The sequence below is a fragment of the Sphingobacterium griseoflavum genome, assembly GCF_014653155.1.
In the GTDB taxonomy this organism is placed as follows: domain Bacteria; phylum Bacteroidota; class Bacteroidia; order Sphingobacteriales; family Sphingobacteriaceae; genus Sphingobacterium; species Sphingobacterium griseoflavum.
The window spans coordinates 200,700-219,397 of record NZ_BNAF01000005.1 but is presented as its reverse complement, the minus strand read 5'-3'; the positions used below and the strand labels follow the sequence as shown (position 1 = coordinate 219,397).

The 18,698-nt window shown below is 44.1% G+C and carries 17 protein-coding genes and 1 riboswitch; of the genes, 9 read left to right on the top strand and 8 right to left on the bottom strand.

All coding sequences use genetic code 11. The annotated features are described in order from the left end of the window. Positions 1 to 101: 101 nt before the first annotated feature. The 3 genes from IE165_RS08295 to IE165_RS08285 are packed head-to-tail and all read left to right on the top strand — an operon-like array spanning position 102 to position 3,732. Positions 102 to 890, top strand: coding sequence for an N-formylglutamate amidohydrolase (locus tag IE165_RS08295; protein WP_189626137.1), 789 nt, complete (start codon positions 102 to 104; stop codon positions 888 to 890). Next, the gene (locus IE165_RS08290; RefSeq protein ID WP_189626136.1) at positions 874 to 2,718 is read left to right on the top strand and encodes a peptidase MATCAP family protein; all 1,845 of its coding nucleotides are present in this window, start codon (positions 874 to 876) and stop codon (positions 2,716 to 2,718) included. The genes IE165_RS08295 and IE165_RS08290 overlap by 17 nt, the downstream gene beginning before the upstream one ends. Positions 2,719 to 2,727: 9 nt before the next feature. Next, the gene (locus IE165_RS08285) at positions 2,728 to 3,732 is read left to right on the top strand and encodes an ATP-grasp domain-containing protein (RefSeq protein ID WP_189626135.1); all 1,005 of its coding nucleotides are present in this window, start codon (positions 2,728 to 2,730) and stop codon (positions 3,730 to 3,732) included. A 104-nt stretch (positions 3,733 to 3,836) separates the two neighbouring features. Here the strand turns inward: IE165_RS08285 and IE165_RS08280 are convergent, their stop codons facing one another. The 3 genes from IE165_RS08280 to IE165_RS08270 all read right to left on the bottom strand — a co-directional run bounded on the left by IE165_RS08280 (position 3,837) and on the right by IE165_RS08270 (position 6,350). Further along, positions 3,837 to 4,571: a hypothetical protein gene (locus IE165_RS08280; RefSeq protein ID WP_189626134.1), complete on the bottom strand. Its 735-nt coding sequence runs from the start codon at positions 4,569 to 4,571 to the stop codon at positions 3,837 to 3,839. A 173-nt stretch (positions 4,572 to 4,744) separates the two neighbouring features. Continuing rightward, positions 4,745 to 5,206, bottom strand: a complete 462-nt coding sequence (locus IE165_RS08275) for a hypothetical protein (RefSeq protein ID WP_189626133.1) — start codon at positions 5,204 to 5,206, stop codon at positions 4,745 to 4,747. Between the two features lie 178 nt (positions 5,207 to 5,384). Next, positions 5,385 to 6,350 (bottom strand): YihY/virulence factor BrkB family protein, encoded by a 966-nt coding sequence (locus IE165_RS08270; RefSeq protein ID WP_189626132.1) that lies wholly within the window; start codon positions 6,348 to 6,350, stop codon positions 5,385 to 5,387. 112 nt (positions 6,351 to 6,462) lie between these two features. Between IE165_RS08270 and IE165_RS08265 the strand changes: the two genes are divergently transcribed. The 3 genes from IE165_RS08265 to IE165_RS08255 all read left to right on the top strand — a co-directional run bounded on the left by IE165_RS08265 (position 6,463) and on the right by IE165_RS08255 (position 10,764). Beyond that, complete coding sequence (locus tag IE165_RS08265; RefSeq protein ID WP_189626131.1) at positions 6,463 to 7,509, top strand: threonine aldolase family protein; 1,047 nt, start codon at positions 6,463 to 6,465, stop codon at positions 7,507 to 7,509. A gap of 246 nt (positions 7,510 to 7,755) precedes the next feature. Further along, positions 7,756 to 10,242, top strand: a complete 2,487-nt coding sequence (locus IE165_RS08260; protein WP_189626130.1) for a S9 family peptidase — start codon at positions 7,756 to 7,758, stop codon at positions 10,240 to 10,242. A 144-nt stretch (positions 10,243 to 10,386) separates the two neighbouring features. Further along, the gene (locus tag IE165_RS08255; protein ID WP_189626129.1) at positions 10,387 to 10,764 is read left to right on the top strand and encodes a DoxX family protein; all 378 of its coding nucleotides are present in this window, start codon (positions 10,387 to 10,389) and stop codon (positions 10,762 to 10,764) included. A 170-nt stretch (positions 10,765 to 10,934) separates the two neighbouring features. Here IE165_RS08255 and IE165_RS08250 read toward each other — a convergent pair whose 3' ends face one another. The 5 genes from IE165_RS08250 to IE165_RS08230 form a co-directional block, all read right to left on the bottom strand. Continuing rightward, entirely contained in the window at positions 10,935 to 11,351 is a 417-nt protein-coding gene (locus tag IE165_RS08250) for a GNAT family N-acetyltransferase (RefSeq protein WP_189626128.1), read from the bottom strand. 16 nt (positions 11,352 to 11,367) lie between these two features. Further along, positions 11,368 to 11,862, bottom strand: a complete 495-nt coding sequence (locus tag IE165_RS08245; protein WP_189626127.1) for a thioredoxin family protein — start codon at positions 11,860 to 11,862, stop codon at positions 11,368 to 11,370. Between the two features lie 78 nt (positions 11,863 to 11,940). Next, positions 11,941 to 14,187, bottom strand: coding sequence for a glucosylglycerol-phosphate synthase (ggpS, locus tag IE165_RS08240; RefSeq protein ID WP_229826452.1), 2,247 nt, complete (start codon positions 14,185 to 14,187; stop codon positions 11,941 to 11,943). Continuing rightward, positions 14,184 to 15,173 (bottom strand): NAD(P)H-dependent glycerol-3-phosphate dehydrogenase, encoded by a 990-nt coding sequence (locus tag IE165_RS08235; protein ID WP_189626126.1) that lies wholly within the window; start codon positions 15,171 to 15,173, stop codon positions 14,184 to 14,186. The genes ggpS and IE165_RS08235 overlap by 4 nt, the downstream gene beginning before the upstream one ends. A gap of 195 nt (positions 15,174 to 15,368) precedes the next feature. Then, complete coding sequence (locus IE165_RS08230; protein ID WP_189626125.1) at positions 15,369 to 15,836, bottom strand: hypothetical protein; 468 nt, start codon at positions 15,834 to 15,836, stop codon at positions 15,369 to 15,371. Positions 15,837 to 15,894: 58 nt separating this feature from the next. Beyond that, positions 15,895 to 15,990, top strand: a riboswitch (TPP riboswitch). 63 nt (positions 15,991 to 16,053) lie between these two features. Between IE165_RS08230 and thiS the strand changes: the two genes are divergently transcribed. Genes thiS through IE165_RS08215 form a run of 3 tightly spaced genes read left to right on the top strand, consistent with a single transcriptional unit; the run spans position 16,054 to position 18,698 of the window. Next, positions 16,054 to 16,266 (top strand): sulfur carrier protein ThiS, encoded by a 213-nt coding sequence (gene thiS, locus IE165_RS08225; protein ID WP_189626124.1) that lies wholly within the window; start codon positions 16,054 to 16,056, stop codon positions 16,264 to 16,266. Positions 16,267 to 16,278: 12 nt separating this feature from the next. After that, positions 16,279 to 18,099 (top strand): phosphomethylpyrimidine synthase ThiC, encoded by a 1,821-nt coding sequence (thiC, locus tag IE165_RS08220; protein ID WP_189626123.1) that lies wholly within the window; start codon positions 16,279 to 16,281, stop codon positions 18,097 to 18,099. Positions 18,100 to 18,101: 2 nt separating this feature from the next. After that, entirely contained in the window at positions 18,102 to 18,698 is a 597-nt protein-coding gene (locus tag IE165_RS08215; protein WP_189626122.1) for a beta/alpha barrel domain-containing protein, read from the top strand.

Genomic DNA, 18,698 nt, shown 5'->3' with positions numbered 1-18,698 from the left:
GAGATCTGATGAAAGCCTGAAGACCTCGCCCTTATCCAAGGCATAATCAAAACTATTTATTGTTTAACACGTTATCAATACAAAGAATAAAACCTTATTGTATGCCGACACTATTTGAGTTTAATGTACGTAAAGCAGCTAATGCCTTTTGGGCTTTCGCCATCCACGACGGGCACCATATCAGTCCTATGCTGGAAAGCTATTACCAGCTCAACGAAGACGAGCGTCTACGCGAGGAAGATCCACATACGGGATGTATGGCTGAACTTCCTTGCAATCAGTTTATCGTACGGACATCCCGTTTTCAATTGGATATCAATAGAACCTTGGAAAAAGCCATCTATCGCCATCCGGAAATGGCATGGGGGCTTCAGGTTTACAGGGAGCTTCCCCCTGAGCACCTACTGCAACAGCTTCAGCAAGATTACCTATCTATCTATAAAAAAATAGATATGTGGATTGCGGAAAGCATTGCAGCGCATGGTTATTTTATTGTCTTCGACATCCATAGCTACAACGCAAAGCGAAAAAGCCCCGATGAAATCGTCGACGAAGTCGTAAACCCACAGATAAATTTGGGTACGCTGTATAACGACGAGAAATGGCGCCCCGTTATCGATCGGTTTATGGCGACCGTATCGGCGCAGCAAGTGCTTGACACGAACATTGACATCCGCGAAAACGTGAAGTTCAAAGGTGGCCAACTTGCGCAGTATTTGCTTCAAAAATATGGCGATAAAGGCTGTGTGCTTTCAGTGGAGTTTCGGAAAGATTTCATGGACGAGTGGACAGGGGTGCCATTAACACCCGTGATACAGGCCTATAAACAGTTGCTGATGCATGCACTCAAGGATTTACAAAACATGCTGTCCGATGGAAGCTCAAGATAAAATATTGCCGCAAGTACTACAAGCAATAAAAGATAACAGGCCGATCCACAAGCAGATACCCAATACAGGGAAAATAATTTTTAATAAGATCGTTCCCTACATTTTCATCTATAGAACACCTTTGGATGGCAAAGATCGATTGCTAGCGGAACTGGCAAAATCTGAATTGGCTAGTATCATTTTCATCCCCGAAAAGGCCGCTGATGAAATCGGCAGCTGGATTCGCAAGATCTCTAGAGCCTTGGCTGATGAGTTTGGAACCTGTCTTTTAGTGGAAGTTTGGAATGCCATTGAAGAAGAGCAAACAAGCGATGTGGCGGTGCATCTGGCACAAAAAAACGGATTGGAATTGGCAGAATACCTCACAAAGAACATCCGTACCGAGTCGCAGGAACTACTCGTAGATTTAAAAAAAGGCACCAAACTTCCAAGCCCACCGCATCTCCCGGCATTGGCCGATGTACAGGATGCCAAAGATAACCTTGTGCTGTCGCTGGGCTTATCTATCCGGAAACGATACGAGGATACGGACGGTAAACATCTGCCCATATTGCTCCGAAATATGCGTGAAGCATTAGCAAAAAGCCTATCTAGGCTATTCTTTGAATTTGTACGATTACACACCAACGTTCGTGCGGCGCATTTCCGAATGAAAGTACACGAACGCTTGAATGAACACATTTACGAGATTGATGCTGGTTTGGCAAAGGAAAGTCAGCGGTTCGATTTTTTACTCCTAACCACCCCCATAAACGCCAATGACGCTTGGTTACAATTTAAAAAAGAAAAATTCAGGAAGACGCCGAAATTCCACTATAGACCGATGCCTATTGATCCTGACATTGTAAAACGCAATTTGTACAATTTACGCATCGAAGATATTTACGATCCAACGATTGCTTATCTGTTCAGAGACAAACGTCGCGAGCTGGACGACATGATGACGATGTTGGCCTCTCGGGGAACGCCTGATTTCAAACACGGTAGCCTCATGGTTTTTGGAAATGTCAGCGATAGTTTATATGAAGTGGCCAAGGCGCTTCTCATCGCCATTGACAGCATCCCCCAAACGGAAAGGCCCGAGGAGGACGAACTCGATGCGCAGCAATTTGCACAGTTGGCCAGAGAAGAAATTTCCTTTTTGCAACAACAGGCACCGCGCTTCGGCACGAGCATCCGTATTCGAGATGATATCGCTGGCGTGATGGTTAACCATGGCGTACTGAATATCAGTAAACAATACCGCATCAGCCGAAAACGCGCACAAGCCCTTATCCAACACGAGGTAGGTACACACATCATCACCTATTTTAACGGAAAAGAGCAAACATTCAGTCTCTTCCGTCAAGGAGTTCCGGGCTATGAGCAGCTGCAAGAGGGATTGGCTGTACTCGCTGAATACATGGTAGACGGACTGACAAACGATCGCTTGCGTATCCTTGCCGGACGCGTGTTGGCGGTACGCTACATGCTTCTTGGGCACTCCTTCGTGGAAACGTTTGATATGCTTCATGAAGATTTTCGTTTTGACGAAGAAACAGCGTTCAGCATGACGATGCGTGTATATCGTTCAGGTGGACTGACAAAGGACGCGCTTTACCTTCAAGGATTCATGGAACTGATAGAATACATACAGGAGGGCAAAGATTTGGATATTCTAACCATTGGCAAAATACGTGAAGACTATCTACCCATTATTGCCGACCTGATGCAGCGCGGGATTCTAAAACAACCTTTATTGAAACCGCGTTATCTACAAGAACCTTATGTAAATAAACTTAAAAAGGTCAACCATTTCGCAAGCATTTTTAAAATGATAAATTACTAGCATATACGTATGAACATCGCATTTTTAATCAACCAAACCCATAAAGAGGAGGTCAGCTTTACAACCACCTTATTGGCTTTCAAGGCCCACAAACGCGGGCACAAAATTTTTTATATCGGATTAGCGGATTTCTCGTATCACGACGAGCACAGCGTAGGGGCACATTGTAGAATTTTGGAACCTAGCGAAGATATTGCCGATGAAGAGGCATTGTTGGATAATTTGCGTGAGAAGAAAAAGAAATTTATCGATGCAAAACAGATGGATGTATTGTGGATCCGGTATGATCCTGTGCTGGATATGATCAGCCGGCCTTGGGCCTCGGCAACAGCCTTGCAGTTTGCGCAGTTGATCAAGCGGCAGGGCACATGGGTGATCAATGACCCGGACAAACTTATGCAGGCAACCAATAAGCTCTACCTAGAATATTTCCCAAAAAATATTCGGCCAAAAACTGTAATTACGCGTAGCTACGACGACGTCGTTCATTTTCTAGATCAACAGGAAGACCAAATGATCCTAAAGCCTTTGATAGGCTCTGGCGGGAAAAATGTGTTCCTGCAAAAGAAAGATGAACGGCATAACCTCAAACAGACTGTAGAAGTGATTGCACGTGACGGCTATCTTTTAGCACAAGAATACCTTCCTGCTGCAGCGAAAGGAGATATTCGCTTCTTTTTGGTTAATGGCAAGCCCCTAGTCGTGGATGGAAAATACGCCAGTGTGAATCGCGTACAGCAACAAGGCGATATTCGTAGCAACATACATCAAGGCGGTAAAGCTCAAGCGGCAGGTATTGACGATAGCATTCTGCATACGGTCAGCCAAGTATCGGAAAAACTGAAAGAAGATGGTATGTATTTCGTCGGATTGGATATTGTCGGAGACAAGATTATGGAGATCAATGTCTTTAGCCCCGGTGCGCTCATGCACGCCGGACAACTCAATGGCGTGGATTATGCAACGGCTTTACTGGAAGATATCGAGCGAAATTATAAAAATAGGACTTGGTAGATAGCAGGGCTGCTCACCGACAAAACTGTAATCAAAAAGGCTGTTTCGATTGATGAAACAGCCTTTTATTATTGATATCGCGAATCAAGGCGATAAGAGAAACACTACTCTATTTTTAAAGGATTTCTTCTGAACGATTTACCAAAGGAAGAAAATATGTTCTTTTGCTTATCCATGCGCTTTATTCTACACCATTTATTGTGATAGGGGTCTAAAAAAAACAAGTTTTTTTTTCCAACCTTAAGCACATAATTATCAAAGTGTTCATAAAAGAATTTATAATTTTCTATGAACAGCTTAAAACTCATTATATTCCCTGATGTACTACTAACTGTGAATTTCTCTGTAGTCAAAGGCTTCGAAATAGCCGTCGTCATTGAAAGCAATGGTTCTTTTGCTATCTTAAAATAAATATCATTAAAATGCTTAGAAACATACATATCCGCTAAAGAATCACACCTCACCTTTTTGTAATATTCATCATCTAAAAAAATGTAGCACTGGTAATCCTGTAAACTATCTAAATCAGACAAATAGGGTGTAATTTTAATGCTGTTGTAATTGGCTCCCTCTGACAATTCATAATTTTCTAAAAGCAAGGGAGCAGCCACGTTCTTGACATCGCTAGAAAACACTAAAAAATTCGATGCAGACTTTTTCCACGCGCCTGACGAATAGGAAAATAAATTATATGTAGATTTTTCAAAATAGTAAGTCGAATCATTATAAAACTCAATACTCCCAAACACGGAATTCATATACTTTCCAGAAATGTCCCTTTTTGCAACACAGCCTGTAAACAAAGTAGACAACAATAAGACAATGCTAAAGATTTTCATGCTATTGATTTTTTCGTAATTGCTTCATTAAATCCTTCATGCTTTTAGAATCAAAGGAAGACATATAGATATATTTTCCATTTTGATTAATTCCTATTACCCAATTTTTACTTATATCAACACGTGATTTAATATCTCCCCAATCTGAGGAAATACCCGTGACCGATTTTTTATCAAAAGAATATTGTCTTTGAGCTAATTTTTCGATTGATTTCTAGTCCAAAAGGGTAATAGTCGGTTTGTTGTAATACATTTGCAGAACCGTCGTGTACCACACGCGTGTTGCCTAAATGATCCTTTAAAAAATACTCAAATAGATAATTGTTGCCTACTCGTCTTGCTAAACCATTATGTGTATGCAATAAATCTATGGTTGCCATCGTTCCGTTTACCAAATATTCAACTCCGTCTATATAATGTCTAGTTTCTTGGATACCATTTTTGATAAGCTTGCGTCCCTCTGCATCGTAAATATAGGCAACTTTTTGAATATTATTTTTATCGTCAATTCGTTTGGGAAGCCCAAGCTCGTTATACTTAAACTGTTTTGCACCATCCGATATCACGCTTCCCGAGGAATTGTATTGGTAGCTACGTGTATACGCATTGCCATTATTAACAGACTGCAAACGCATTCCTCCTCTTGAGTAAGCTTGAAACTCATCGTGTAATCACGCTGGGTGCGCTTAATGTAATGTGTATGATCTTCCATAACGATTCTTTTTTGTATCCATATTTCAGGACGGGACATTCGTAAAAAAAAAAGGCACCCTTTAAGATGCCTTTTTTATATATAGCTTTTTGTTATACGCACTAATCCGCGCTAACTTCCTTTCCGACTGTCGATGGTGGAACGACTTTTACTTCGCGCTCTGTTTCTTGCAGCTCGACATGCACGGCAAATTCTGATGGTTCTATCGGCACCCCTTTATAAGCGGCATACTCCCGTGTGTAGGTTGCACCTAGATACAGAATCGCTGCCGTATAGTAAACCCAAAGTAAAATTAGCACAATTGAACTCGCTGCGCCATACGTGGATTCTGTACTTGAGCTCTCTATGTATAGGCCAATTCCAAAGCGTCCAATAACAAATAGCAATGCAGTGAACAAGGCACCGGAACGGACAGTCTTCCACTTGATATTGACATCTGGCAACACTTTAAAAATTACGCCAAACAAAATGAATATTACCCCGAAGGATATCAAAAAATTAATCGAACTAAACAAAAAAACCGTAATCTCAGGGAAAAATCGTTGTAAACGATCGGTAAACGCAAGTATAATGCCATTTACAATCAGTGTAACAACCAGTAAAAAACCTAGTCCAATAACAAGCGACGAGGAAAGCAGTCGATCTTTAATCAACTTTACCCATCCTTTTTTCACTTTTGGGCGCACTTGCCAAATTTTGTTGATGGAGTTTTGAATATCCCCAAATACCGTAGTGGCTCCCAAAAGCAAAGTCACCGCACTGATGATCAGCGCCATGGTAGACTTACCTGAAAGAGATAGGTTCGCAATAACTTCCTGCACTTGTTGCGCCGCACTCGAACCGACAAATTCCCGCAGCTCTTCGTAAACTTTTCCTTGCGTAGCATCTTGACCGAGAAAAACACCAGCCAAAGAGATGATCAAAACCAACATTGGACCTAAGGAAAACACTGTGTAATAGGCCAATGACGCGCTAAATTTTAGACCATCCTCGCCCATGAAACCTGTTACTGCATTTTTTAAAATGGTAAAGTGCGACTTTACTACCTGAAATTTTTCCTTTGCCATAAGCTGTCTATTTAATTTTGTTCAAATAAAGAACCTATTTCACTACCTAAAAGTTTAGAAAAAAACCAATGGTTGGCATAAACACCGTACTTTTGTAGCTTGAAACGACGCGATGTACAACTTTAAAAATGATTACGCCGAAGGGGCACATCCCCTGATTTTGGAACAACTCTTCAGCAGTAATCTTGTGCAAGAGCTAGGTTACGGCGAAGATCATTATTCCAAAAATGCGAAGGAAGCGATTCGCGGCCAGATCAACAATCCGGAGGCACCGATCTATTTCGTTTCTGGCGGAACCCAGGCCAATTTATTGGTGATTTCTCACCTCTTGCGACCGCATGAAGCCGTAATTAGCGCGAAAACCGGCCATATCTACGCCAACGAAACCGGAGCCATCGAAGCTATCGGACACCGTATCATTACCGTGGATTCGGTAAATGGTAAAGTAACAGCGTCAGACGTTGCCGCAGTCATAGCCGCGCACCAACTGCGCCCACATGTGGTGAAACCGAAAATGTTGTATATCTCTAATTCTACCGAACTAGGAACAATCTACCGCAAAGACGAACTTATGGCGTTGCATGCGATATGTAGGCAGCATGACCTTTTTCTTTTCCTCGACGGCGCGCGGTTGGGACACGCTTTAACGGCGAAAGACAATGATTTATCCCTCGCCGACATCGCCTCCTATACAGACGTCTTTTATATTGGCGGAACAAAAAACGGCGCACTACTTGGAGAAGCCATTGTATTCCGCACAGCAGACCTAGCTGAGGATTTTGATTACATCCTCAAGCAAAAAGGTGCGCTACTAGCCAAAGGCCGCATTTTAGGTATACAATTTCTCACCTTATTTACAGATGATCTATATTTTAATCTTGCGAAAAAAGCTAACCGTTGCGCCCAGCAGATTGCCGACCGTCTCATAGCATTGGGATTTTCGTTCTTGACACCTCCCCAAACCAACCAGCTATTCCCTATTTTACCAAGAAAAGTGATTGATCAACTTCTTGCCAAATATGCCTTTTATATATGGACCGAGATCGATGAAACACACGCTGCCGTGCGTATTATTACATCTTGGGCGACTGACGAAACGCTGGCTGCTAACTTTTGCAAAGACCTTGAGATCCTATCGGAGAATGAAAGAAAACGGTAATAATCTTTCCGTATAGCTTGTACACTCTCCCTGTTTCTAGGACCCGTCATAAGCTGTCGTCCTCTTCGATCATTTTTAGTTAACGTATATCTGCTAAATAAGCTGGTGCGCAGCGCTCGTCTTTTTACACCGCACCCACATTAGGGCGAACGCCACAAAACTTTCATGTCGTTAAATTTTTACAATTAGCCCGCCGATATAGGTTACACTTTTCGCTACTTTAGCGAAAAAATCACTAACACCAATATGCGAAAACTCTGCACCGTTCTATTGGCTGGCATATACTTTATTTCGCCAGCTCAAGAGCAAAAAAAGCAGCCCGATAAGGCCAACTATGGCTTAGCTGCAAAATTCTCTCCAACCAAGTTGCAAAATCTTATTTTCTCGACCGATGTCCGACCGAATTGGATAAATCACAGCGACCGATTTTGGTATGAATATCGTACTTCGACCGGAAAGAAGTGGTATTTGGTCGATCCACAGGCAAAATCACGGCAACTTCTTTTCAATAATGCGGATCTTGCAGCCCAGGTAACGAGCATTGTAAAAAACCCGTTCGATGCACAACACCTATCGCTCGAAAACTTAACATTTACGGATGATGAAAAACGCCTCCGTTTCGAAGTCAAGAGCACGAAGGACACGGTAAAAAGCAAAGAGGAAATCGGGAAGCTCAAAAACAAATCTGACACACTCAAAAAGAAAATATTCTATCTAGAATATGATCTCGCCACGAAACAAGTTAAAGAATTGGAAGAAAGCAGTAAAGAAAAGCCAAAACCATACTGGGCGAGCTTTTCCCCAGATACCAGCCGTATTTTCTTTGCAAAAAACTACAACCTTTACTGGATGGACAAAGCAAACTATGCCAAAGCCTTGAAAGACGAAAAGGATTCCACTATTGTCGAGCACCAATTCACGACAGATGGCGTACAACATTATGCTTGGGGAGGCGATCAGTACAGCACCACTACAGGGGGCGACAAAGAGGATGACGAAACCACGAAACGGCAAGGTGTGCGGTTACTTTGGTCCCCAAATGGACAATATTTCGCATTGACCCGTAAAGACAACCGTCACCTGAGTCCGCTTTGGGTCATCAACAATGTTGGCCAACAGCGTCCAACCTTGGAGACCTACAAATATTTAATGCCGGGTGAGATCGACTCGACAGAGGTAGATCTATACGTGTTTAACGCACAAGCATTAACTGCCAAAAAGATCCCAATAAACGCGTTTAAAAACCAAACCGTGGGCATTTACAATAAAGATGCTGACAAGTCGAGCTACAAAGGGAAATATTATATTAGCTACTGGTTGGGCGATAACGACGAATTCTACATTAACCGGTCCAGCCGTGACCTAAAACGAATTGATATCGTTGCCGTAAACATCAGTGGTCAAACCCGTCAGGTGGTAGAGGAGCGCTCTAATGTATATTTGGATATTAAAAAACCATATTTCATCAAAAATGGGAGTCAGTTTATACATTGGTCGCAACGCGACGGATGGGGACATTTCTACCTATACAATAAGGATGGAAAGCTAGTCAAACAACTAACTCATGGCGAGTTCAACTGTAATGATGTGACTGGTTTTGACGCGTCGACACAGCAATTTACCTTTACTGCCAACGGGAAAGAGCGTAATGAAGATCCGTACTACCTCCATCACTACACGTTGCCGCTATCCGGTGGCGAGCCGAGATTGCTGAACAAAGGTGATTTCGACCATCAGGTAGAGATGAGTGAAAGTGGTAAATATTTCGTCAACAATTCATCCCGCGTAAACTCCGTCCCGCAATCACACTTATATAGTTCCAGTGGGCAACTGATCATGAAATTGGAAGAAGCCGACTTGGATCTATTGTTTGCGGCGGGCTACAAATTTCCGGAGCCTTTCAGTGTGAAGGCGGGCGACGGCATCACCGATCTATACGGGGTGATGTACAAACCTTTCGATTTTGACTCTACCCGCGTATACCCTATCGTGGAGTATGTTTATCCGGGACCGCAAACCGAAGCTGTTAACAAAGCCTTCGGCCGCAGTATGGACCGGATTGATCGCCTCGCACAAATGGGCTTTATCGTGATCACAGTGGGTAATCGCGGTGGCCATCCCGATCGTTCGAAATGGTACCATACCTACGGCTACGGTAATCTCCGCGACTACGGTCTAGAAGACAAAAAAGTGGCTGCCGAGCAATTGGCTAATCGCTATTCGTTTATCGATATTGATCGTGTAGGTATTACGGGGCATTCTGGTGGTGGATTTATGTCTACCGCAGCCATGTTAGTGTATCCCGATTTCTTTAAAGTAGCCGTGTCCGGCGCCGGAAACCATGAAAACAATATTTACAACCGCTGGTGGAGCGAGCGCCACCATGGTGTGGCCGAGAAGGTCAGTGCGAAAGGTGATACAACCTTCTCCTATCAGATAGAAAAAAACACGGAATTGGCTAAAAACTTAAAAGGTAAACTGCTCATTGCTACCGGTGACATCGATAATAATGTACATCCCGCAAACTCGATCCGTATGGCCGAAGCACTAATCAAAGCAAATAAGCGATTCGATTTCGTGCTCTTGCCGGGTCAACGCCATGGTTTCGGCAACATGACAGAATACTTCTTTTGGAAAATGGCAGACTACTTTGCCGAACACCTGTTGGGCGACTCCAATCGTGATGATGTTGACATAACGGAAATAAATAAAGAGCACCCGCTCCGTAGATAATAGACAGGGTTGGTGGCAAATAAAGCTGCCAACCCTTTTAAGTTTTTTCCAGGCCTTTCCCTAAGGCAAGAAATGGAAACGACTATTGGAAATACAGATTTCTACACTACATTTGCTAGGATCAACAATATAAACGTAATCGTCATGAAAATTATTAAATTCATCTTCAGCTTACTATTCGGCTTGATGTTCATTAACGCAGGTCTGAACAAATTTTTCAACTACATGCCCATGCCAGCGCTTACGCCCGAACAAGCAGAAATTTTTGCTGCAATCGAGCGACTGAAATGGATAATTCCCTTGGTAGGATTGGTAGAAATCGTCGGCGGCATATTATTTATTTTTCCAAGGACACGGGCTTTGGGCTCGGTTGTCATCCTCCCGGTGATGATCGGTATCGTCGTGCACAATTCCACCTTCGAGCCAAGCGGCTTGGCCATTTCATTGCCGCTCTTGCTAATTAACATATGGATGATTATCGACAACCGTACAAAATTTCGACACTTGCTCGACAAGAATTAGTTAATAAAACAAAACCATCTTAAGGTTGATTCACTTAAAATGCATTTTCTCGGGGAAGCATGACGCGGCACTCTTTATTTGTATAAGGTGAGATTGCCGCGTCGCTTTTCCCCCGGTCTAGCAACGACGAAAAAGCGTTACTTTCTATATCGTTTTTTGACTAAAGGGCCTTAAATCGCTAATGTCATACGCACATACCCCACACCATTTCGTTCAAAGGGGATCCCCTCTTGGTGCATACCTACCCGCTCATAATACGATATCGCGGATAAGCGGGCGTGGCACCAAATTAAAGTGATCTCCCATTCCTTGGCATAGGCAAATACCCTGCGCAGAAGCGCAGTTCCCACGCCCTTGCCTTGGTAGTCTGCCCGGACGGCAAACTTCCTAAACTGCAAACTGTCGCCTGCAGCAAATAGCGAAATTACCCCAACAAGATTGTTATCGTGATAAGCCCCAAAATGGGTAGCCTCAAAATCCCCATCAATCATGACATCGGCAAGTGTGCCTGCAGGGTATAGCACCACTTGCCGCAAACGCCAAGTGACAGCAGCAGTAACCTGTTCAATCAGCAGTTCTTCCAACATATCAAAATAGCTGCTACTATCGCCTATAGCTATTGAAGAAGGCCAAGACCTTCGAGCGGTCGTAGCTTTGTCCCGCTTCCAAGGAACCACTGTCGCGCACGGCGAGCACTTCGCCCTGATCATTCAGTATGATAAAAAACGGATATCCCAGCGCGCTGCCTTTCGGTGCGTAGCGTTCAAACACAGCTTCGTTTGTGTTCTCTTTGGAGTAGTTGAGATGGTAATATAAAAAGTCACTTTCCAGCAGGGCGCGCACTTCCGCATCGCGATGGATATAATTGTTGAAGCGAAGGCACCAAATACACCAATTTCCACCAGCCTGAATAATCAACGTTTTACCATCTATCTTGGCTATCTGCAATAAGCTATCGATATCGGCCTGGGCATCAGCCTCAGGTCGGTAAGGTTTGCCTAGCTCTTCCTTGCTGTTATCTGTTACAATTTGCGCGTTGGCAATGCTCGATACCACTACAAAGCCCCACGTCAACATGCCTACTATCAGCTTTTTCATCCGTTGTTTTTTTAGAAGCACTAAGGTAATGAATTTATTGATAACCACTGCCCGCTAGCACCGTATCAACAAAAGATGTTAACCTTTTCGCGCTTTTTCCAGTTCTTTCACGAAGTCTTTCCCCCAGTAATGTATGTCGTAATACTTTACTTGATCATACAACCTTTTAATCCGTGCAGCACGCTCATCTTCCGGCATTAACAATGCTTTCAGCAAGCTTTCCTTCATGCTTTTCGTATCATACGGATTTGTCAGAATGGCGTAGGGCAGCTCTACCGAAGCACCTGCAAACTCCGAAAGAACCAACGCTCCATCTCCGCCAATAATACCTTGAACCGCGACATACTCTTTGGCAACCAGATTCAAGCCGTCACGAAGCGGTGTGATCCATGCGATATCACTGCTTGCGTAGAGGCTAACGACTTCTTCAAACGGAAGTGCGCGGTAAAAATATTGGATAGGCACCCAATCCATTGTGGCAAAACGACCGTTAATGGCGCCCACCGCTCTGTTCACTTCGTCTCGAATATCATCGTAAATCTTCATACCTTGAGATGGTGGCGTACAGATGTTCACCAACTCCACCTTACCCCGATATTCGGGATACTCCTCTAAAAATTCACCAAATGCTTGTATCTTTTCCAGCGGGCCCTTAACGTAATCCAATCGCTCAACAGAGAGGATAGTGCTCATTTCCTGTTCAGATTTTTTCACCAAGGCGCTTTCAATTTTTTTACGGATATCGGACTTCTTCAGGATGCTTTCTACCTTTTCCATGTTAACGCCTACCGGTTGTGCTCCCAATCGAATCTGCCGACCGTCAATCTCGATCAGTTTCGTCATTTGATCGACGCCGAGCGCACAGCTATAGGTCAGGAACTGTTTCGCCGCATTGATTTTTCTAACGACCTTAAATGGAGTGTGGCTGCGCAATACGTCGATAAAGTTCTCCACGTAACGTGGAATGTGGAAACTGATAAAATCACATAGCAGCAAGCTTCCAATGATTTCTTTACGCCATGGGATAATATTAAAGATATCTGCTGCCGGAAAGGAAGTATGGTGGAAGAAACCAATGCGTAGATCGGGACGCAGTGCCTTGAGATAGGCTGGCACCATCCACAGATTATATTCGTGGATCCACACCAAAGCATCTTGATCGGCTTCCTTGGCTATCCGCTCGGCAAAAATACGGTTGATCTTTAAATAGTGCTCCCAATCATCGTGGTTGAACTTGGCCTTATCAACAAATGAAAATATTGTCGGCCAAAAAGCCTCTTTTGAAAAAACACGGTAGAATTTATCGATATCTTCCTTGGGAAGGCTAATGGTGGAGGCTACCAAATGTGGGTACCTCTCTTCGTCAATTAATTCGTTGGGTATCTCCGGACGATCTTTTTGTTGCTCTTCCTCCCCTATCCAGATACCTGATCGACCTTTCTCGAAAAGGCCTAATAAGGAAGGGATGATGCCATTCGGGCTCTTTGGCGACACGCGGATTGATTTACCATTTACAACTTCTTGCTCAAAGGGTAAACGATGGTAAACCACGACCAATTGATTTGAACCTTTTTTGAGATGTAGCATTTTCCGTTTGCGAACCTCATCCGCATATTTTTGAAAAGAAGGGAAGTGCGAAAAAGACTCTAAAATTCCGCCAGCACCCGGCTCTTGTGCCTGGTAGACATGGGTATCCTCTGCTGTTTGTTCGATCAGTCCTGGTTCAGCTTGCCCGACAACCACACCTTTGTACCCTGTTCTATACAACGAGAGGTCGTTAAGGGTATCCCCTGCTACCAATACAGCATCCTCATCTACATGCAAATGATCTACCAAAGCTTTTAAGGTACTACCTTTATTTACACCACGTGGTAGCACATCCAAATACTTATCTACAGACGTGATGATATCGCAGTCAAAACTTTCTGCAACTTGGTATATCGCATCCAAATTCGCGTCCGAATCGTAGAAAAAAGAGCAGCGTCGTTGTTGCGGCACCTCCTGAAAAGTAACAGGAGCAACTTCAAGCACCTTCTCACGTATCGCGTAAGTGGATGGCCAACGCGCTTCGATATCGGCCTGTATGGAAGCAACCGGCTCTAAGGTAAGGCCGTTGACCACGGTAGCGCCCACATCGGCAATAATATAATTGGGTCGCGGGATCAGTGGGTCGTTCAACAGTGGAATCACCGATTCCACACCACGTCCGGTAACAAAAACAAGTTGTATATGCGTATGTTGCTTGATAAGCCGATACAGGCGAAGCCTGTTTTCCATGCTTCCACCTAAAAATGTTCCATCTAAATCCGTCGCTAATAGCATCATATGATATTCCTTTCTAATAATTTAAATTCTGAAGTAACGGCCATGTGGTTATAAAGAACACGATAGGCCGTGTTGATAATGGGCATATTCAACCCTAAATTTTTTGCTGTTTCATAAAGTCCCTGTGTAGCAGCATAGCCTTCGGCGACCATGGACATGGCATTCTGTGTCTGTTCAACACTGTATCCCCGTCCGATAAGCTCGCCAAAACTGCGGTTCCGGCTGTGGGGCGAATAAGCTGTAACCAATAAATCACCCAGATAGCTCGAACAAGCGATGCGATGGTCCGCCACATGTAGCCCCTCTAGTAAGAGCTGCAGCTCGTAAATCGCATTGGCTACCAGAACAGCCATAAAATTATCGCCGTATTGAAGCCCTTTGGCCATCCCACATACCAAGCCAACGACATTTTTATAAATTGCAGCATATTCAATCCCCGCGATGTCTGTATGTAGATTGATAGATAGGTAACGGCTGCTGAAGCCCGGCTTCAAATGCTGCAGAAAGACATCATTTGGCGAACAAATCGTCATATACGTTTTTTTCCCCATACCGATTTCCTCGGCATGGCATGGACCTGCTAGCACAGCCTGTCGTGAAGAGGGAATGCCAAAATAGTTAGAAATAAATGCTGATGGCAAAACATTTTCTTTTCCGACCGTACCCTTTATGGAGGTAATAACCTTTTTATCCTGCAGCGATTCTGCATCAATCGTTGAACAAAGTTGCGGAAAATGTGCGCTGGGAACGACAAAAAGTAAAATAGTGGATTTTTGCAAGACGTGGTTCAGATCCGAGGACGCTACCAGATAATGGGTATCTAGTTTCACAAAGTTTAAATAGTCAGGATTGACCCCCTGCTCATTAATTGCATCTACCTGCTCTTGTCTACGCAAGTACCAATGCACACGGACTTTGTTTTCCGTCAAAATTTTTACTAAAGCAGTGGCCCAGCTGCCGCCGCCTATCACACTTATTTCTGTCAAATCATTGCTTTTTTATTTGCGAGCTTCATAGGTAATTTCGCTCACCCGTTATCTAATACGACACAAATGTAAGAAAAAATAAACTAATAAGCAAAATAAATCAACAAAAAGAATTTGCGCTGTCAGATAGGCCATGGCATTTATCATCGTACCGATCGTTCAGGTTGGCTAGCTGTTTTTCTGAAATATCATTCATCAGTTCACGCTAATTTCCACGCTGTAAGTCTCTCGTTTGCTGGACTTTTCTTGAGTAGGATAAGGCATCAATGCGTTCAAACGGTATGTGTAGCCATTAAAAACGGCAGATGGTTCGTAGTTTTTTTTCGCATTTTTTTCCGTTGCTAGGATGAACGTTTGGGGACGTGTATACGTTCCCATCGCGGTTAATTCTACGGCTCCAATACCTGCCCAAACACAATTTACTCCTTCGGGACATCGACTATCTTCTACCACCCGGTTAAATGTCAAATTGACCTGTTCTCTTTCCAGAAATACGGTCTGCCCTTCTTTCAATACCAATGTGGTACTATCTTGACGCTTCGCATCTGACGGAGGTATCGGACGTCGGGAAACACATCCATAAAGCATTGTAAAGACAAAAAAAACCATGATGACCTTGCGCATAACCAATACTACGAAAATTCTTTCAGCAATCGACCCCATACATGCATCCTAACATTAAAAAAATTCTTATTCCGGATATATATTCTTATACTTGTATCGTATACTTTAGGGGTGTCTGTAAAACCAGGCTGAGATTTTACCCTTGGAACCTGATCTAGTTCATACTAGCGGAGGGAAAAGTAGGTGCACTTCTTTTGGGCTATTCAACGGCCTTTTGTAGGCATACCTAAAGTATCTTTAAACCATACATTAGGATATGCAACTAAAAATCAACAATCAACATCATCAGTTACGCGAGCCTTACCCCGCGTCCCTGCAAGAAGTCTTGGATTTATTGGTTCCGGATTTAAAGCCAAAAGGAATTGCAGTAGCCATGAACCAACAGGTCGTCCCACGTTCCCTTTGGCAACAAACTTCGGTTCCCGATCAGGCAGAATTGTTAATAATCACCGCTACTCAAGGCGGATAATACATTTGTATCATGAACCAACAAACAAAAGCACTTTCTACCGCCCCGTTCCCCAAGTCACGCAAAGTTTACGTGCAAGGCGAATTGTTTCCCATTCAAGTTGCCATGCGCGAGATCAGTCTCGACAAAACTAGGCTTAGCAATGGTACAGGAACAGATAATGCGCCGATTACTGTATATGATACTTCGGGTCCTTACACGGACCCATCCATCGACATCAATATCCGAGAGGGTCTACCACGACTTCGCGAGCAGTGGATTTTAGATCGAGATGATGTTGAGCTACTGGAAGCTGCAAGTTCTTCCTACGGTCGGGAAAGACTACGTGATAACAGCTTAGATCACCTTCGTTTTGATTATCTACATCGTCCTAAACGTGCGAAATTAGGACGACATATCACACAACTCCACTACGCAAGGCAGGGTATCATCACGGCAGAGATGGAATATGTAGCGATACGGGAAAACCAGCGTATCGAAGCAAACAGCGTTCAGATAGATCCCTTGGCCGTGCAGCATCCCGGCAACAGCTTCGGCGCCAATACGCCAAAAAACTACATCACGCCCGAGTTTGTACGACAGGAGATCGCTGCTGGGCGCGCGATAATCCCCAATAACATCAATCACCCGGAAAGTGAGCCCATGATCATCGGTAGAAACTTCTTGGTAAAGATAAATGCAAACATCGGCAACAGCGCCGTCACCTCCACTATCGAAGAGGAAGTGGAGAAAGCCGTATGGGCATGTCGCTGGGGAGCAGATACGATCATGGACCTTTCTACCGGTAAGAACATCCACGAAACGCGGGAATGGATCTTGCGGAACTCTCCGGTCCCGATCGGTACCGTCCCGATCTATCAGGCCTTGGAAAAGGTAAATGGCATCGCAGAAAACTTATCTTGGGAAATTTTCAAGGATACCCTTATTGAGCAGGCAGAACAGGGTGTTTCTTACTTTACCATTCATGCCGGCGTGTTGCTACGCTATATTCATCTCACGGCCAATCGGACCACAGGAATTGTCTCTCGCGGCGGATCCATCATGGCCAAATGGTGTCTTTTCCATCACCAAGAAAACTTCCTATATACCCATTTTGAAGAGATCTGCAAAATTATGAAGGAATATGATGTAGCCTTTTCCTTGGGTGATGGCTTACGCCCCGGCTCAATAGCAGACGCAAACGACGCGGCGCAGTTTGCCGAGCTAGAGACTTTGGGCGAATTGACCAAGATTGCGTGGAAGCACGATGTACAGGTTATGGTGGAGGGACCAGGACACGTGCCTATGCACCTGATTAAAGAAAATATGGAAAAACAGCTGGAAACTTGTGAGGAAGCGCCGTTTTATACACTAGGGCCGCTCACGACCGACATAGCCCCCGGATACGACCACATCACGTCGGCCATTGGCGCCGCCATGATCGGCTGGTACGGCTGTGCCATGCTTTGTTATGTGACACCAAAAGAGCATTTGGGACTGCCCAATAAAAAAGATGTCAAAGATGGCGTCATCACGTATAAAATTGCTGCCCATGCGGCTGATTTGGCGAAAGGCCATCCCGGTGCTCAATACCGAGACAATGCCCTGAGCAAGGCTCGTTTCGAATTTCGATGGGAAGATCAATTCAATCTCTCCTTGGATCCGGATACGGCACGTGCGTTTCACGATGAAACATTACCTGCAGAAGGTGCGAAAATTGCTCACTTCTGCTCCATGTGCGGGCCAAAATTCTGTTCCATGAAAATTACGCAGGAGATCCGGGACAGTGTGGCCGAGGGTCTTCAGCTGAAGTCTGCAGAATTTATTGATAAAGGAAAAGAAATCTATCTATAGCAATGCATGTTATCACATTAAACGGCTTCCCTCGCAATGAAATTTATATCCTAAAAAGTTTGATTGCTTGGCCCCATGTATATGTTCATATTCGCAAACCGACTGTATCCGAGAAGGATTACGAGCGCATTCTTTCCGTCTTTTCACTGGAAGAACGCCTGCGCCTTATCGCACATCAATTCTCTACACTTTCTAGGGAAAACGGCGTACCCCATCTGCATCTTTCCACAGCAGGTAGAAACCAAGTGGCTATTAATGAACAGCGCCTATACACCAGCACCTCCACACACAGCTGGGGCGAGTTCAATGCGCTTGGCCCCGGCTTTAAAATGGCGTTTGTCAGTCCGGTATTTCCGAGCATTTCCAAAAAAGGATACGGCGTGGATCACTGCCTGCCTCTCCTCGGAAGAACAAACAGATTTACATCAGCCATCGCCCTAGGCGGAATAAACGCAGATAGGCTGCAACGCATGGACAGTCATACGTTTAACGACTTTGCCTTATGTGGAGGGTTGTGGGAAGCGTCAGATCCTATTCGCGAAGCTAGGGATTGTTACGAAAGTCAAACGGAATGGATAAATAAAAAAGTAACCTTTTGA

Coding starts and splice junctions, on each gene's coding strand:
- IE165_RS08295 (WP_189626137.1), top strand. CDS start 102: ATGCCGACACTATTTGAGTTTAATGTACGTAAAGCAGCTAATGCCTTT.
- IE165_RS08290 (WP_189626136.1), top strand. CDS start 874: ATGGAAGCTCAAGATAAAATATTGCCGCAAGTACTACAAGCAATAAAA.
- IE165_RS08285 (WP_189626135.1), top strand. CDS start 2,728: ATGAACATCGCATTTTTAATCAACCAAACCCATAAAGAGGAGGTCAGC.
- IE165_RS08280 (WP_189626134.1), bottom strand. CDS start 4,571: ATGAAAATCTTTAGCATTGTCTTATTGTTGTCTACTTTGTTTACAGGC.
- IE165_RS08275 (WP_189626133.1), bottom strand. CDS start 5,206: ATGCGTTTGCAGTCTGTTAATAATGGCAATGCGTATACACGTAGCTAC.
- IE165_RS08270 (WP_189626132.1), bottom strand. CDS start 6,350: ATGGCAAAGGAAAAATTTCAGGTAGTAAAGTCGCACTTTACCATTTTA.
- IE165_RS08265 (WP_189626131.1), top strand. CDS start 6,463: ATGTACAACTTTAAAAATGATTACGCCGAAGGGGCACATCCCCTGATT.
- IE165_RS08260 (WP_189626130.1), top strand. CDS start 7,756: ATGCGAAAACTCTGCACCGTTCTATTGGCTGGCATATACTTTATTTCG.
- IE165_RS08255 (WP_189626129.1), top strand. CDS start 10,387: ATGAAAATTATTAAATTCATCTTCAGCTTACTATTCGGCTTGATGTTC.
- IE165_RS08250 (WP_189626128.1), bottom strand. CDS start 11,351: ATGTTGGAAGAACTGCTGATTGAACAGGTTACTGCTGCTGTCACTTGG.
- IE165_RS08245 (WP_189626127.1), bottom strand. CDS start 11,862: ATGAAAAAGCTGATAGTAGGCATGTTGACGTGGGGCTTTGTAGTGGTA.
- ggpS (WP_229826452.1), bottom strand. CDS start 14,187: ATGATGCTATTAGCGACGGATTTAGATGGAACATTTTTAGGTGGAAGC.
- IE165_RS08230 (WP_189626125.1), bottom strand. CDS start 15,836: ATGGGGTCGATTGCTGAAAGAATTTTCGTAGTATTGGTTATGCGCAAG.
- thiS (WP_189626124.1), top strand. CDS start 16,054: ATGCAACTAAAAATCAACAATCAACATCATCAGTTACGCGAGCCTTAC.
- thiC (WP_189626123.1), top strand. CDS start 16,279: ATGAACCAACAAACAAAAGCACTTTCTACCGCCCCGTTCCCCAAGTCA.
- IE165_RS08215 (WP_189626122.1), top strand. CDS start 18,102: ATGCATGTTATCACATTAAACGGCTTCCCTCGCAATGAAATTTATATC.